The organism is Amycolatopsis sp. NPDC059027, assembly GCF_042739735.1.
Classification (GTDB): Bacteria; Actinomycetota; Actinomycetes; order Mycobacteriales; family Pseudonocardiaceae; genus Amycolatopsis.
Genome location: NZ_JBHYIK010000064.1, coordinates 42,029 through 56,317, shown reverse-complemented (window position 1 = coordinate 56,317; position 14,289 = coordinate 42,029). Strand labels below are relative to the sequence as shown.

At 70.4% G+C, this 14,289-nt stretch carries 11 protein-coding genes; 5 read left to right on the top strand and 6 right to left on the bottom strand.

Features of this window, described 5'->3' with window-relative positions; genetic code table 11:
- Positions 1–101: 101 nt before the first annotated feature.
- On the bottom strand, positions 102–1,637 hold the full coding sequence (locus ACFWY9_RS34470) for a CehA/McbA family metallohydrolase (protein ID WP_378340827.1): 1,536 nt from the start codon (positions 1,635–1,637) through the stop codon (positions 102–104).
- 100 nt (positions 1,638–1,737) lie between these two features.
- On the opposite strand from ACFWY9_RS34470, the gene ACFWY9_RS34465 reads away from it, so the two are divergent.
- Positions 1,738–2,412, top strand: coding sequence for a response regulator transcription factor (locus tag ACFWY9_RS34465; RefSeq protein WP_378325297.1), 675 nt, complete (start codon positions 1,738–1,740; stop codon positions 2,410–2,412).
- Positions 2,412–3,722 (top strand): sensor histidine kinase, encoded by a 1,311-nt coding sequence (locus ACFWY9_RS34460; RefSeq protein WP_378340826.1) that lies wholly within the window; start codon positions 2,412–2,414, stop codon positions 3,720–3,722. The genes ACFWY9_RS34465 and ACFWY9_RS34460 overlap by 1 nt, the downstream gene beginning before the upstream one ends.
- Before the next feature lie 331 nt (positions 3,723–4,053).
- Here ACFWY9_RS34460 and ACFWY9_RS34455 read toward each other — a convergent pair whose 3' ends face one another.
- The 5 genes from ACFWY9_RS34455 to ACFWY9_RS34435 all read right to left on the bottom strand — a co-directional run bounded on the left by ACFWY9_RS34455 (position 4,054) and on the right by ACFWY9_RS34435 (position 9,985).
- Entirely contained in the window at positions 4,054–5,286 is a 1,233-nt protein-coding gene (locus ACFWY9_RS34455; RefSeq protein ID WP_378340825.1) for a DUF1501 domain-containing protein, read from the bottom strand.
- Between the two features lie 6 nt (positions 5,287–5,292).
- On the bottom strand, positions 5,293–6,591 hold the full coding sequence (locus tag ACFWY9_RS34450) for a DUF1800 family protein (RefSeq protein ID WP_378340824.1): 1,299 nt from the start codon (positions 6,589–6,591) through the stop codon (positions 5,293–5,295).
- Between the two features lie 110 nt (positions 6,592–6,701).
- Positions 6,702–7,028 carry a hypothetical protein gene (locus tag ACFWY9_RS34445; protein WP_378325291.1) on the bottom strand — a complete coding sequence of 109 codons (327 nt, stop codon included), beginning with the start codon at positions 7,026–7,028 and terminating at the stop codon, positions 6,702–6,704.
- Positions 7,029–7,224: 196 nt separating this feature from the next.
- On the bottom strand, positions 7,225–9,189 hold the full coding sequence (gene glpK / locus ACFWY9_RS34440; protein ID WP_378325289.1) for a glycerol kinase GlpK: 1,965 nt from the start codon (positions 9,187–9,189) through the stop codon (positions 7,225–7,227).
- A gap of 28 nt (positions 9,190–9,217) precedes the next feature.
- The gene (locus ACFWY9_RS34435) at positions 9,218–9,985 is read right to left on the bottom strand and encodes an IclR family transcriptional regulator (protein ID WP_378340823.1); all 768 of its coding nucleotides are present in this window, start codon (positions 9,983–9,985) and stop codon (positions 9,218–9,220) included.
- 154 nt (positions 9,986–10,139) lie between these two features.
- Here ACFWY9_RS34435 and ACFWY9_RS34430 point away from each other — a divergent pair, with 154 nt between their 5' ends.
- Genes ACFWY9_RS34430 through glpD form a run of 3 tightly spaced genes read left to right on the top strand, consistent with a single transcriptional unit; the run spans position 10,140 to position 14,215 of the window.
- Complete coding sequence (locus tag ACFWY9_RS34430; protein ID WP_378340822.1) at positions 10,140–10,964, top strand: MIP/aquaporin family protein; 825 nt, start codon at positions 10,140–10,142, stop codon at positions 10,962–10,964.
- A 27-nt stretch (positions 10,965–10,991) separates the two neighbouring features.
- The gene (gene glpK / locus ACFWY9_RS34425; RefSeq protein WP_378340821.1) at positions 10,992–12,509 is read left to right on the top strand and encodes a glycerol kinase GlpK; all 1,518 of its coding nucleotides are present in this window, start codon (positions 10,992–10,994) and stop codon (positions 12,507–12,509) included.
- A complete protein-coding gene (gene glpD, locus ACFWY9_RS34420) occupies positions 12,506–14,215 on the top strand; it encodes a glycerol-3-phosphate dehydrogenase (RefSeq protein ID WP_378325282.1) in 1,710 nt (569 codons plus the stop codon). Before glpK (ACFWY9_RS34425) ends, glpD begins: the two co-directional genes overlap by 4 nt.
- Positions 14,216–14,289: the final 74 nt, after the last annotated feature.

Sequence of the window (14,289 nt, the reverse complement as noted above, 5' to 3'; positions counted from 1 at the left end):
GACCCCCCCTCCCGGGTGGCGTGTTCTGTTTGGGGCCATCCCCCCGACTGCCTCCCCTACTCCCCCCCCCTTCAGCTCATCCGACGAGACGAACGTCCCCTTCAGCTCTCCGTACGGGGGAAGCGGTCTTGGCCGAGGAAGATCGGGTTCGACATCGCGACCATGGCGTTCGGCACCGTCGTCTTCGGGCCGCCGGACGGGCGCCGCACCTCGACCCGCACCCAGCGGCTGTAACGCGGGTAAGTGGTCCACGTGACCGTGGCGGTGCCGGAAGCGGGAACGGTTTCGGTGTGTTCCGGGCCCAGCTGGTCGAGAAAGGTCACCGTCGTGCCCGGCACCCCGCCGACGACGGCCTTCACGGTGACCGGGGTGCCGATGCCGGCCGACAGCCGCTCGCCGATCCCGGCGGTGCGTGATCCGGCGGCGGCAGTGAAGTCGAGGGACACGTCGGCCGACTCCGCCAGCCAGGAACGTCCGGCCTTCAACCCCGACAGGAGGTCCTTCCTGGCGAGGCTGTCCGCGCGGACCACGGTGTGCGGCAGGCCGACGGTGTGGTCCGGGGTGTGCGCGTCGGAGTCGCCGATCGCCGGGATCCAGCGGCCGCCGCGCAGCAGGCCGTCCCAGTGGATGACGCTGGCCTGGTCGTCCTCGGTCCACGGGCCGTTCCACACCTCGACGAGGTCGGCCAGTTCGTAGGCGTACTCGTAGGTGCAGCCGAAGCAGTTGGCGAACGGATGCGCCGCGGTCACCAGCCCGCCGTGGCGGTGCACCTGGTCGACGAACCGGCGGAACTCGACCGGATCCGACGCGCGATACCGCCAGTCGATCCATTTCCCGGCCGGGATGCCGATCGCGGGCCAGTGCCCGGAGCGGGTGGTCACCTCTTCGCCGTTGAGGATCAGCAGGTCGTCCGTCGCGTGGTCGCCCCACTGCAGGGACGCGCTCGGCGTGTTGTGCTCGGTGGAGACGATGAAGTCGAGTTTCGCCGCGCGGGCGGCGGCCACGAGTTCGGCGGGCGTGCGCTTGCCGTCGGAGTGCACGGTGTGCAGGTGGCTGTCGCCGCGGTACCAGGACGCGCCACGCTGGCGGGCCGGCGCGGTTTCCGGCGCGGGGTGCGGCTTGACCGGCGTGCCTTGCGGGCCGAAAGTCAGGGTGATGTCCACCCGGTAGTTCAGACCCTGCGGCGCGACGGTGTAGGGGCCGAGGATGACGTGCCATCGACCGGGGGTGATCGGACCCGGCAGGTATCCCGGCGTCGCCTCCGACGCGCTGATCGAGAACCGGTCCCGGAACCCGCCCGACCAGCCCCGGAAGCCGCGCTCGTTGCCCAGCTGGTGCCCTTCCGGCCCGAAAACGCCGATGTCACAGGCATTTCCGCGGACGCCGCCGGGCACCTGCGGCCGGTCGTAGGAGTAGACGACGTCGATCCGGGCGACCCCGCGCGGCACGTCGACCGGAAGGTAGTACCAGTCCGGGATGTCCGGGGTGAAGGTGCCTGTGACGGTCTTCGTCACCGGGACGCCGCCCGCTTCCTGCGCCGCGAACGCCACACCCGGCAGCATCGCCATGGCCGCGCCCGCTGCCGCCGCGCCGCCGCCCCACAACACCGAACGCCTGCTGATGTCCCCAGTAGACATGCGTACCTCCGCATTTCCGCTCGGGCTCGACGCTAAGTCACTGCGACGCGGCCGCTCAACCACCAACGGGTGAACACTGGCCCGGGGTTAAGCTGCCCCGGTGTCAGGTGAGCCACGGATCCTTGTGGTCGAGGACGCCGAAGCCATCCGGGTCTCGGTGGAGACGGCGTTGGCGGCGGCCGGCTTCTCCGTGCGCGCGCTCGCCGACGGGGCCGCACTCGAACCCGAACTCGCCCGTTTTCGCCCCGATCTGGTGATTCTCGACGTGATGCTCCCCGGCCGCGACGGGTTCGCACTGCTCGGCGTCGTCCGGCGCCGTTCCGCGGCCGGAGTGGTGATGCTGACCGCCCGTGACGGCGTCGAGGACCGGCTGCGCGGCTTCGACGAAGGCGCGGACGACTACGTGGTGAAACCATTCGTGCTGGCCGAACTCGTCGCCAGGGCGGGCGCGGTGCTGCGGCGGACCGGACGGACCCGGCCCGCCATCGAAATCGGCGATCTCGTCGTGGACGTCGAAGCCGGGACGGTGCACTACGGCGGAAAACCGGTCGACCTCACCGCGACCGAGTGGAAACTGCTGGGCTATCTCGCCGCGCACCGCGACCGGGTGGTCGGGAAGACACAGATCCTCACCGCCGTATGGGGATACGAGGACTACGCCGCGAACCTCGTCGAGGTCAACGTCAGCACGCTGCGCAAGAAACTCGAGGCACACGGGCCACGGCTGCTGCACACGGTGCGCGGCCAGGGGTACATCCTGCGCGGGGACTCCTGATGAGCGGGCTCCGCACGGCGTCGTTGTACCGCAGGGTCACCGTCACCGCGCTCACCGTGCTGGTGGTCGTGCTGGTGATCGTCTTCTTCGTGGTCAACGCGGTGTTCCGCGCGCAGGCGGAAAAGGACGTCAACGGGTTGCTGGCCGCGCGCGTCCAGCTGGCCCAGCAGCTGGCGAAGCAGAACCTGAGCCCGCCGAACCTGCTCCGGCGGGTCGAGACACGCGGGGTACGCGGGCAGCTCGCCATGCCGGACGGCGCCGTTTACGGGGCGCTGCAACCGCCGTCGACGACCCGGCTGCGCCAGGTGAAGGCGACGTTGTCCGGTGCGGCGAAGATCAACGGCGCCAAGCTGACACTGACCGCCGACGATTCGATCGTGGCCGGGACGGAGCGAACGCTTCAGCGGCTCCTGCTGATCACCGGGCTGGTCGCGGTGCTGGTCACCGCGCTCGCCCTGCTGCTCGGTGTCCGATTCGCACTGTCCCCTTTGGACGCCATGACGCGGCTGGCGCGGTCGATCGTCTCCGGCCGCCGGGGCGGGCGGCTGGCGCCGGTGCGCACCACCACCGAACTGGGCCGCACCGCGGCGGCCTTCGACGCCGCGCTCGACGCTCTCGAAGGCGCCGAGCGGACGGCCAGGGCCTCGGAAGAGCGCACGCGCCGGTTCGTCGCCGACGCCGCCCACGAGCTGCGTACCCCGCTCACCGGAGTCCAGGCCGCGGCCGAGGCCGTCCTCCAGCTGCCCCCGGATACCGACCCCGGACAGCGGGAGCGTCTCCAGCTCCTGGTCGTCCGCGAATCGCGGCGAGCCGGGAAGCTCGTCAACGACTTACTGGAACTGGCCCGGCTGGACGCCGGCGCGGAGATCGGCCGCGCGCCGGTGCCGCTGCTCCCGCTGGCCGAGGCCCAGGCGGAGCGGGTGGGCCTGCTCGCCCCGGACGTCACCGTGACCGTCGGCGGCGCGGACGCCCGGGTGCTCGGCGACGCCGACCGGCTCACCCAGATCCTGACGAACCTGGTGGACAACGCCCTGCAGGCGATGGCCGGGCACGGCACGCTGACGATTTCCGTGGCGCCGGACGGGTTCGCGGTGTCCGACACCGGTCCCGGCGTTCCGGAGGCGGACCGCGAACGCATCTTCGACCGGCTCGTCCGGCTCGACGACGCCCGTGACCGCCGCGCCGGCGGTTCCGGCCTCGGCCTGGCGATCGCCCGGGGTTTCGCCCGCGCCCACGGCGGCGACCTGCGCTGCGACGCGGCCCCTGACGGCGGTGCCGTCTTCGTCCTCACCGGCCTCACTCCGGCCTGACGCGCGCTGGCCGTCTCCGTGAAGGCCCCCTTACCGGCGCTCACGGCCGTGAAGGACTCCTTACCGGCGCTCAGCGCTGTGATGGTGGCTTTCACGGACCCCGCCCGCCCGCTCTCGACCGGTTTCGTCGGTCCCTCCCCCTATGCTGTTCGGCAAGGGGCCTCGGGGTCTCCGGAACGACGCGTTCGGGACGATGAGCGTCTCGTACGCGTCGTTCGCGACATGCTGCTTCGCCGACCGCGAGCCGTCCGGCCTGTCGTGAACGCTCCGTTGCCGACGTTCACCGTCCTGAACGACGCGTTCGCGACATACGGAGGCGGCCACCGGGGAGTCAGGCGAGGAGGCCGTCGACGCGGCCGGAGTGTCCTGGCAGGACGCGCCCGGCGTCGGTGCCCAGCACCTTCTCCAGCATCGTCGCGTAGACGTCGCGGAAATCCGTGCTCTGCTTCAGGTCGCCATTGTCCAAATCGGACAGACTCGGCTCGGTGCCATGGAAGCCGCCGCGGACGCCGTTGCCCAGCACGAAGACCGGGCCCGCGGTGCCGTGGTCGGTGCCCTCGCTCGCGTTGGCCGCGACCCGGCGGCCGAACTCCGAGTACACCAGCACGACCGCCTGCTTGCCGCGGTCGGTCTTCCCGAGCCGCTGCACGAACGGCGTCAGCGCGCCGTCGAGTTCGGTCAGCAGCCGCTGCTGGGTGCCACGTTCGTCGGCGTGGGTGTCGAAACCGCCCAGTGACACCGAATACGCGCGCGTCGGCACGCCCGCCTCGATCAGCCCGGCCACGACGTCGAGCTGCGCCGCCAAGGCACCCTTGCCCTTCGCCTGCTGCCCGCCGCCCACCTGGCGCCCGCCGCCCGCGGGGTGCACCGCGCCACCGAGCACCCGGACGGCGTTGTGCAGGTCGCCGATCGACTTCGCCGCCTTCGCCTGCCAGAATCCCTCGCCCGGCTGTGCCGCGCCGAGTCCCTCGAACGACTTTCCGAGCGTTCCCTTCGGCAGGGCGAGCCCGCCGACCGGCAGCGAAGCCGCCGCGGTCTGCGCCCCGGCCAGCAGCGGGGGCAGTACGGGCTCGACAGACACCGCGCGCAGCGGGTCGTCTCCCGACGTGTCGAGCCACCGGCCGAGCCAGCCGGTCGGCACCGACGTCTCCGGCGACGCCGTCTGCCAGATCGCCATCGACCGGAAGTGGCTGTGGTCCGGTTTCGGGTAGCCGACCCCACGCACGATGGCGAGTTCCTCGCTGTCCCAAAGCCCTTTGAGGCCCTTCATTCCGGGGTTCAGACCGAGTCCCTCACCGAGGTCGAGCACGTCTTCGGGCTTGTACGCCAGCTCCGGCCGCGCGTCCTGGTAGCGGCTGTCGCTCGCGGGCACGACGGTGTTCAGCCCGTCGTTGCCACCGTAGAGCGTCACCACGACCAGCACGCCCGCCTTCGGGTCGAGCGGTGTCTGCTGGGCCGCGGTCATGAGGTCCGCCCAGTCGACCTGGGTCGCCCCGGCCGCGAGCGCGCCCGCCGCGGTGACACCGGAGGCGATCAGGAACCTCCGCCGAGTCAGTTTGTTCATCGGAATCTACCCGCTCACCACGTATTCGGGGGCACAAGCGGCCACAGTGGACAGTTGCTTGACGTCGCCGCCGACACCGGCGAGCGCCGCGCGGGTCCGGTTCGACCAGGCGTCCACGCCCAGCAGGTCGCCGATCGCGGCGGGCTTGTCGGACGCCTTCGCGACCGCGCCCAGCTCCGCGTGCTGGACGATCAGCTGTGCCAGGTGCAGCCGGGCCACCCCGGCCGACGTCGTCAGCCAGGCCCCGCCCGCCGCCCAGCCGCCCACGCTCGGTGGCTGGAACGGGACCTGGCCCATCCCGCGCAGCCCGGCCAGCAGCTGGGTTTTCCCCTTGTCGTCCAGTTTCGACGGCCGGACGCCGAGCGCGCGCATGAGCCCGGCAAGCCATTCCACCGGTTGTTTCACCAGCGACGTCGCGCTGTCACGGAACAGGGGTTCCGCGGCGATCGCGGTGAGCAGCGCGCGGATGTCCCGGGCGCCGCCGTAGGCCGCGACGAGGCGGTTCAGCACGTCGGCAGGGGGCGGCGTCGGCGAGACGAGCCGGAACCACAGCCGTCCCACCACGAACGGCGCCGATTCCGGTCTGGCCAGTACAAGGTCCACAAAGGACTTCGCGTCGAGGTTCGCCGTGCTGCCGAGGACGGTTTTCGCGGCGTTGTCGTGCCGCTTCGCGACGAACTGCGCCGTCGTGGTGTCGCGCTTGGCCGCCCAGCCGGTCAGCGCCCGCGCGGCCTCCCGGACGTCGTTTTCGCTGTAGTGGCCGACCCCGAGCGCGAACAGCTCCATGAACTCGCGGGCCAGGTTCTCGTTGGGCTTGCCCGCCTTGTTGCTGTTCCCGTCCAGCCACAGCAGCATCGCGGGGTCGACGATCATCGCCTGCGCCAGCGCGGTGAAGCCGCCCATGCCGAGCGTGCGCTGCGCCTGGTTCTGCGTGAGCATCAGCTCCGGGCTCTTGACCTTCTGCTCGCTCGTCGCGAAGTGCCCGTGCCAGAACCAGGTCAGGCGCTCGACCGAGGCGAGATCGGCCGCGACCATCCGGTCGAGCCACCAGATCGCCGCCGCGGTGGCCTGCGCCTGAAGGCTCTTCGCGTACGCCTGCTTCCCGGTCTTGTCCTGCTTGCCCGGCCGGTCCGGCGGCGGGCCCGGTCGCGGGATCGGTGTTGCCTTCGCGCCAGGGTCGTCCCCCGGCGTCAGCAGCCGCGTCACCGTCTCGGCGAAGCCCCGGTCCAGGTCACCGGGCCGCGGCCCGAACCCGAACCGGTCGTGGAGCCGCCGTACCGCCGCTCGCTCGGAAATACCCGCCATGAGGTGATCGTCCTGCGGATTCCGCGGTCCGGCGAGCTTCCGGTGTCCTCCTTAAGCAGATCTTCAGGCGGCGGGCACCGTCGGTGACGAGGCGGGTACGCCCAGACCGGTCAGAGCACGTCGACGTCGTATCCGACCACCGAAGCGGGCGTGAGCAATCCGCCGACACACTCGGCCGAGGACGGGCCGAACGGCACCCAGTACCCGACCGTCGTCCAGAACACATTCCCGGCGAAACAGTGCGCGACGGCCCGATAGGTGTAGCCCGGGTAAGGCGGGAAACAGCGCACGACTATGCCTTCACCGAACAGGACGCTGTATTCCGCCGCGGCGCAGGAGCGCGGCGGACGGCTGCTCTCGGCGGCCGATGCGGGCGCCCCGACCAGGAAAGTCAGCGCGACAATTGTCAGAACAAGGGCCGCCATCCGTTTTCGCACGGCAGTTCTCCTGTCTCGAAGGACTAAACCATTTCGGGAACGAGCGTACGTATCGCCACGAATTAACGGCAATTAACCGGGTAAGTGAACAACAATCGCACCGTGTCACCCGCGCTGCTCCGATTGAGGGAGTGGCGGGGCCAGGCGGACAGTAGTGGGTGAGGCGGGGCCACGGGTGGTCGCTGTCGGACACCGGTCAGAGGCGCAGCCGCGCGGCGTTCTCCCTGACGTGGGCGAGGGTGCCACAGCCGAGGTCGAGTTGCCTGCGGCGCTCGCCGGTGAAGGCCCGGCCCAGCGCGGTGCGGTCCGAAAGGGACAGTGTCCGCCGGAGTTCGTTGAGCAGCCCGCGCTCCTCGCCCCGGACATGGGCGTCCACGACGGACTCCAGGCCGATCAGCGCCTTGTCGAACTCGTCGCCGTCGAGCGGGTCGGCCTCCAGCACTGCGAGGAGCTCCTCGCCGAAGGCACCGTCCTGTCCGGACGGGTGAACCACGCGCTCGGTGGCGGTCGCGTGCGCGACGAGCAAGGCCGACAGTTCGGCGCGCGAGGTCTCCCGGTCGGCCTCATGGTTGCGCAGCTCGCGGCACAGTTGCTCGAGCCTCCGGTGGTCGCTGAGGACGACCTCGACCAGGTCGGACCCGGGCGTAGTCGGCGTCTCCGCCGGTCGCATCCAGCCGAAGGTCAGCTCGACGGCCTGCCGCCAGTGCGCGTATTCGGTGTCCCGCCGGCCGGGGTCCATCGAGGGCAGCCACTGGCCCGCCCGGTGCCAGTTGCGTCGCAGGCCTTCCAAATCCGGCCAGTACCCTACGGACAACCCGGCCGCGTAAGCCGCGCCGAGCGACACCGTCTCCGCCACCATCGGGCGCACCACGGGCACGTCGAGCACGTCCGCGACGAACTGCATGAGCAGGTTGTCCGCGGTCATCCCACCGTCCACTTTGAGCGTCGAAAGCGCCAGGCCGGAGTCGGCGTTCATCGCGTCGACGACCTCGCGGGTCTGCCAGCCGGTGGCCTCCAGCACGGCCCTGGCGAGATGACCCTTCGTGATGTACGAGGTCAGCCCGGCGATCACCCCGCGCGCCTCGCTGTGCCAATGCGGTGCGAACAATCCGGAGAACGCGGGCACGATGTAGCAGCCGCCGTTGTCCTCGACGGTCCTGGCGAGCGTCTCGATCTCCGGGGCGCTGCCGATGAGTTCGAGGCCGTCACGGAACCACTGCACCAGCGAACCGGTGACCGCGATGGAGCCCTCCAGCGCGTACACCGCGGGCTCGTCGCCGATCTTGAACCCGACCGTGGTGAGCATGCCGTGGGTCGAGAGCACCGGCGTATCCCCGGTGTTGAGCAGCAGGAAACTGCCGGTCCCGTAGGTGCATTTCGCCTCGCCCGGCGCGAAACAGGTCTGGCCGAACAACGCCGCCTGCTGATCGCCGAGCGCCGCCGCGATACGGATTCCCGGCACCACCCGGGTGGTGGTGCCGTAGACCTCGGTGGACGACCGGATCTCCGGCAGCATCGCCTTCGGGACGTCGAAGAAGTCCAGCAGTTCGTCGTCCCAGTCCAGCGTGCGGATGTTCATCAGCATGGTACGGCTGGCGTTGGTGACGTCGGTGACGTGCACGCCGCCCTCGGGCCCGCCGGTCAGGTTCCAGATCAGCCAGCTCTCCATCGTGCCGAACAGGACGTCGCCGCGTTCGGCGCGCTCGCGCAGGCCGGGGATCTCTTCCAGCAGCCAGCGGACACGCGGCGCCGAGAAGTAGGTCGCCAGCGGCAGCCCGCACAGCTGCCGGACGCGCCGGGCGGCCGGTTCGCGTGCGAGATGTTCGAGCATCCGGTCGGTGCGGGTGTCCTGCCAGACGATCGCCCTGCCCACGGGCGCCCCGGTGTGCCGGTCCCACACCACCGTCGTCTCGCGCTGGTTGGCGATGCCGAGCCCGACCACCTGCTCCGCACTCGCCCCGGCCTGTGCCAGGGCCTGGGGCACGATCCGCCCGAGGTTCTTCCAGATCTCGACGGCGTCGTGCTCGACCCAGCCCGGACGCGGGAAGTGCTGCTGGTGCTCGCGCTGCACGACCGAGACCAGCCGTCCGCGCGCGTCGAACAGGATGCACCGCGTCGACGTCGTGCCCTGGTCGATCGACATCACGAACCGCTGGACCATGATCTCCGCTCCGTCAGTACCGTGCCGTTCAGTGCCGCGAGGTTTCGAGATCACGGGACACGGCGCGCGCGGCGTCACGCACGTGACCGAGCAACCGCGCGTTCGGGCTGCCGTCGGGCTCGCAGATCCGTTCCACCGTGCCGGAAACCCCGATCGCGCCGACCACGATGCCGCCGTGCCCGCGGATCGGCGCGGCGATCCCCGCCTCGTCAGGCGTCAGCTCGCCGCGCTCGCTCGCCCAGCCCGTTTCGCGGACTTTGGCGCACGCGCGCTTGATCGCGGTCGGCGAGGTCAGCGTCCGCCGGGTGTAGGCCTCCTGCTCGCCGCCGCGCAACGATGCCACGAGAGTCACGTCGTAGGCCAGCAGGACCTTGCCGAGCGCCGTGGCGTGCAGCGGCAGCAATGTCCCGACGTCGAGGCTCTGCAACGAATCGTCGGGCCGGAAGACATGGTGTACCACCAAAACCCTGCCCTCCAGCGGCGCGCCGATGCGCACGGTTTCCCCGCTGCGCGCGGCGAGCGCGTCCGCCCAGTTGATGGCCCGCGAGCGCAGTTCGTTGACGTCGAGGTAGCTCGTGCCCAGGTGCAGCAGCGCGGCGCCGAGCTGGTACTTGCCGCTGTCGCGGTCCTGTTCGACGAAGCCGACGCCCTGCAGCGTGCGCAGGATGCCGTGCGCGGTTCCCTTGGCCAGCTCCAGCGAATCGGCGATCTCGCCGACGCCGAGACGGCCGGAACCGCGCGCCAGCAACCGGAGGATCGCGGCGGCGCGCTCGATGGACTGGATGGGACCTGGCACGGCGCGACCCTAACCCGACCAGCGCCGATTCGACAATGTCGAACCCCCGGGCGTGTCGTTCGACAATGCCGACCCGACCTCGTTGACCCCGTGTTTTCACGAATTTAACGTCGCGGCACCGGCAAGGGAGCCGGTGTCCTAAGTGGAGGAAGCAATGGTGCGAAACCTCAAGGCCCGGGGGCTGACCGGCGAGCTCGCCGCGGAGTTCGTCGGGACGATGATCCTCATCCTGTTCGGCTGCGGGGTGGTGGCGCAGGTCGTCGCCGGGGGTATCGGAGATCACGACAGCATCGCCTGGGCGTGGGGCCTCGGCGTGACGCTGGGCGTGTACGTCGCGTCCCGGATCAGCGGCGCTCACCTCAATCCCGCCGTGACGATCGCGCTCGCGGTGTTCAAGGGATTCTCCTGGCGCAAGGTCGCGCCCTACGCGCTGGCGCAGACGGCGGGCGCGTTCGTCGCGGCGCTGCTCGTGCGCTGGAACTACACCGAGGTCCTGAACGCGAAGGACCCCGGGCTGACGATCAAGACCCAGGGAGTGTTCTCGACGCTGCCGGGTAACGGCACGCTCCCGGTAAGTGACTGGGGTGCCTTCCGCGACCAGATCATCGGCACCGCGATCCTCGCGCTGCTCATCTTCGCCATCACGGACCTGCGCAATACCGCGCCCGCCGCGAACATGGCGCCGCTGATCGTCGGCTTCGCCGTCGTCGGGATCGGCATGGCCTGGGGCACCAACGCCGGCTACGCGATCAACCCGGCCCGTGACTTCGGCCCGCGGCTCGCCTCCTGGCTCACCGGCTACGACACCGCTTTCACCGACCAGTACGGCTACCCCTACTGGTGGATCCCGATCGTGGCGCCGATCATCGGCGCGCTGATCGGCGCGGCGATCTACAAGTACGTCGTCGAGCGCTTCCTGCCCGGTGACGAGCTGGACACCGTGCCCTCGCCCGCCAAAGACGCCGAACCCGTCGCCTGAGTCCTGAGTCCACAAAGGAGTTCACCCATGCCTGATTTCGTCGGAGCCGTGGACCAGGGCACCACGAGCACGCGCTTCATGATCTTCGACCACGGCGGCAACGAAATCGCCCGCCACCAGCTCGAACACGAGCAGATCCTGCCCCGGCCGGGCTGGGTCGAGCACAACCCCACCGAGATCTGGGAGCGCACCCGCGCGGTCATCGCGTCCGCGCTGACGAAGGCGAACCTCGCCGCGAGCGATCTCGCCGCGCTCGGTATCACCAACCAGCGTGAGACGACCGTGGTGTGGAACCGCCGGACCGGCCGTCCGTACTGCAACGCGATCGTCTGGCAGGACACCCGCACCGACCGGATCGCGTCCGCTCTGGAGCGCGAGGGCAAGGGCGACGTCATCCGCCGCAAGGCCGGGCTGCCCCCGGCGACGTACTTCTCCGGCGGCAAGCTCCAGTGGATCCTGGAGAACGTCGAGGGCGTGCGCGCGGACGCCGAGCGGGGCGACGCGTTGTTCGGCACCACCGACAGCTGGCTGCTGTGGAACCTCACCGGCGGGACCGACGGCGGCGTGCACGTCACCGATCCGACCAACGCCAGCCGCACCATGCTGATGGACCTGGAAACGCTGGACTGGGACGACGAGCTGCTGTCCTTTTTCGACATTCCGCGCCGGATGCTGCCGGAGATCAAGCCGTCGTCGAACCCCGGTTTCTTCGGTACCACGCGTGCCGACGGCCCGCTCGGCGGTGAGGTCCCGATCGCCGGTGACCTCGGCGACCAGCAGGCGGCCACCGTCGGCCAGGTCTGTTTCCGGCCCGGCGAGGCCAAGAACACCTACGGCACCGGCAACTTCCTGCTGCTCAACACCGGACACGAGCTGGTCCGCTCGAAGCACGGGCTGCTCACGACGTTGTGCTACCAGTTCGGCAACGACAAGCCGGTGTACGCGCTGGAGGGTTCGATCGCGGTCACCGGGTCGGCCGTGCAGTGGCTGCGGGACCAGCTCGGCATCATCAGCGGCGCGTCGCAAAGCGAGGCGCTGGCCCGCGAGGTCGCCGACAACGGCGGGATCTACTTCGTCCCGGCCTTCTCCGGGCTTTTCGCGCCGTACTGGCGTTCCGACGCGCGCGGCGCCATCGTCGGGCTGACCCGCGCGACCACCAACGCGCATCTGGCGCGCGCGACGCTGGAGTCCATTTGCTACCAGAGCCGCGACGTCGTCGAGGCGATGGAGAACGACTCCGGCGTCAAGCTCGACGTGTTGCGTGTGGACGGTGGTGTCACCGCGAACGAGCTGTGCATGCAGCTGCAGGCCGACATCCTCGGCGTGCCGGTCTCGAAGCCGGTCGTCGCCGAGACCACCGCGCTCGGCGCCGCCTACGCGGCCGGGCTGGCCGTCGGGTTCTGGCGGTCGACCGACGAGCTCGAACAGAACTGGAACGAGGACAAGCGCTGGCAGCCGTCGTGGACGGCCGAGCAGCGTTCCCAGGGCTACGCCGGCTGGCAGAAGGCCGTCGGCCGCACGCTCGACTGGGTCGACGTCCAATGAACCACGATCCGAGGAGAACCACCGTGTCATCACTTCCCCTGTCCCCGTTGTACCGCGCGGAATCCCTGCGGAAGATCGGCAAGCACGAGCTGGACGTGCTGGTCGTCGGCGGTGGGGTGACCGGTGCGGGCATCGCGCTCGACGCCGCGTCGCGCGGGCTTTCGGTCGCGCTCGTCGAGGCCCGCGACTTCGCGGCCGGGACGTCCAGCCGGTCCAGCAAGCTGATCCACGGCGGACTGCGCTATCTCGAACAACTCGACTTCAAGCTGGTGCGCGAGGCACTCAAGGAACGGGGGCTGCTGCTCCAGAAGCTGGCCCCGCATCTGGTCCGCCCGGTCAAGTTCCTGGTGCCGCTGCAGCACCGCGTCTGGGAGCGCGGGTACATCGGCGCCGGGGTGACGCTGTACGACACGCTCGGCGGAGCGCGGGCGCTCCCCCGCCACCGGCACCTTTCGCGGCGTCGCGCGTTCGAGGTCGCGCCCGGCCTGGCCGACGACGCGTTGATCGGCGCCATCCAGTACTACGACGCGCAGGTCGACGACGCGCGGCACACGATGATGATCGCGCGGACCGCTGCCGAGCAGGGTGCCTCGGTGCTCACCCGGACCCGGATGACCGAGCTGCTGCGCGAGGGCGGCCGGGTCGTCGGCGCGAAGGTGGTCGATCTGGAGAGCGGCGCCGAGATCGAGGTGCGGGCGAAGACGGTCATCGCCGCCACCGGCGTGTGGAGCGACGACATGTCGAAGGCCGCGGGCATTCCCGCGCCGTTCACCGTGCGGGCGTCGAAGGGCGTCCACCTCGTGGTGCCGCGCGAGAAGATCGACCTCGACACCGGCCTGATCCTGCGGACCGAGAAGAGCGTCCTGTTCGTGATCCCGTGGGGCAGGCACTGGATCGTCGGCACCACCGACACCGAATGGGAGCTGGACCGCGATCATCCGGCCGCCAGCCGCGCCGACGTCGACTACGTGCTCGACCACCTCAACGCCGTGCTGCGCACGCCGATCACGCATGACGACATCGAAGGCGTGTACGCCGGGCTTCGTCCGCTGCTGGCCGCGAAAGCCGCTGCCACGACGAAGCTGTCGCGTGAGCACGCGGTCGCGCATCCGGTGCCGGGCCTGGTGATCATCGCGGGCGGGAAGTACACGACGTACCGGGTGATGGCCGCGGACGCGGTGGACGTCGCGATGGAGGACGTCGCCAAGCCCGCCCCGCCGTCGTGGACCGACCGGCTGCCGATCGTCGGCGCCGAGGGCTACCACGAGCTGTGGCGGGACCGGGCGACGCTCGGGCTGCCGGTGGAGCGCGCCGAGCACCTCCTCGGGCGCTACGGGACCAGGATCACCGACCTCCTCGCGATGATCGACAAGCGGCCCGAACTCGGTGAGCCGATCCCGGGCGCCGAGGAGTACCTCAAGGCCGAAGCCGTGTACGCGGCGTCGCACGAGGGCGCGCTGCACCTCGAAGACGTCCTCACCCGCCGCACCCGGATCTCCATCGAGGTCACCGACCGCGGGGTCACCGCCGCCCCCGAGGTGGCCGCGCTCATCGCGCCGCTGCTCGGCTGGGACGCCGCGCGGCAGCAGCGCGAGGTGGACAACTACCTCGCGCGGGTGAAGGCCGAACTGTCCGCACAGGACCAGCCCGACGACGTCGCCGCCAACGCCTCCCGGCTCGACGCCCCCGCCCTGCTGCCCGGCTGAGACTGGCAGTCGGTCCGTGAAGGACTCCTTCCCGGGGGCCCCAAACCGGGCGGAGGGCGAAACACCGGGGCGGT

What these genes read in the sequence shown, in the direction of transcription:
- glpK (WP_378325289.1), bottom strand. Translation starts at nt 9,189, where the DNA reads ATGGTCCAGCGGTTCGTGATGTCGATCGACCAGGGCACGACGTCGACG.
- glpD (WP_378325282.1), top strand. Translation starts at nt 12,506, where the DNA reads ATGAACCACGATCCGAGGAGAACCACCGTGTCATCACTTCCCCTGTCC.
- ACFWY9_RS34430 (WP_378340822.1), top strand. Translation starts at nt 10,140, where the DNA reads ATGGTGCGAAACCTCAAGGCCCGGGGGCTGACCGGCGAGCTCGCCGCG.
- ACFWY9_RS34470 (WP_378340827.1), bottom strand. Translation starts at nt 1,637, where the DNA reads ATGTCTACTGGGGACATCAGCAGGCGTTCGGTGTTGTGGGGCGGCGGC.
- ACFWY9_RS34460 (WP_378340826.1), top strand. Translation starts at nt 2,412, where the DNA reads ATGAGCGGGCTCCGCACGGCGTCGTTGTACCGCAGGGTCACCGTCACC.
- glpK (WP_378340821.1), top strand. Translation starts at nt 10,992, where the DNA reads ATGCCTGATTTCGTCGGAGCCGTGGACCAGGGCACCACGAGCACGCGC.
- ACFWY9_RS34450 (WP_378340824.1), bottom strand. Translation starts at nt 6,591, where the DNA reads ATGGCGGGTATTTCCGAGCGAGCGGCGGTACGGCGGCTCCACGACCGG.
- ACFWY9_RS34455 (WP_378340825.1), bottom strand. Translation starts at nt 5,286, where the DNA reads ATGAACAAACTGACTCGGCGGAGGTTCCTGATCGCCTCCGGTGTCACC.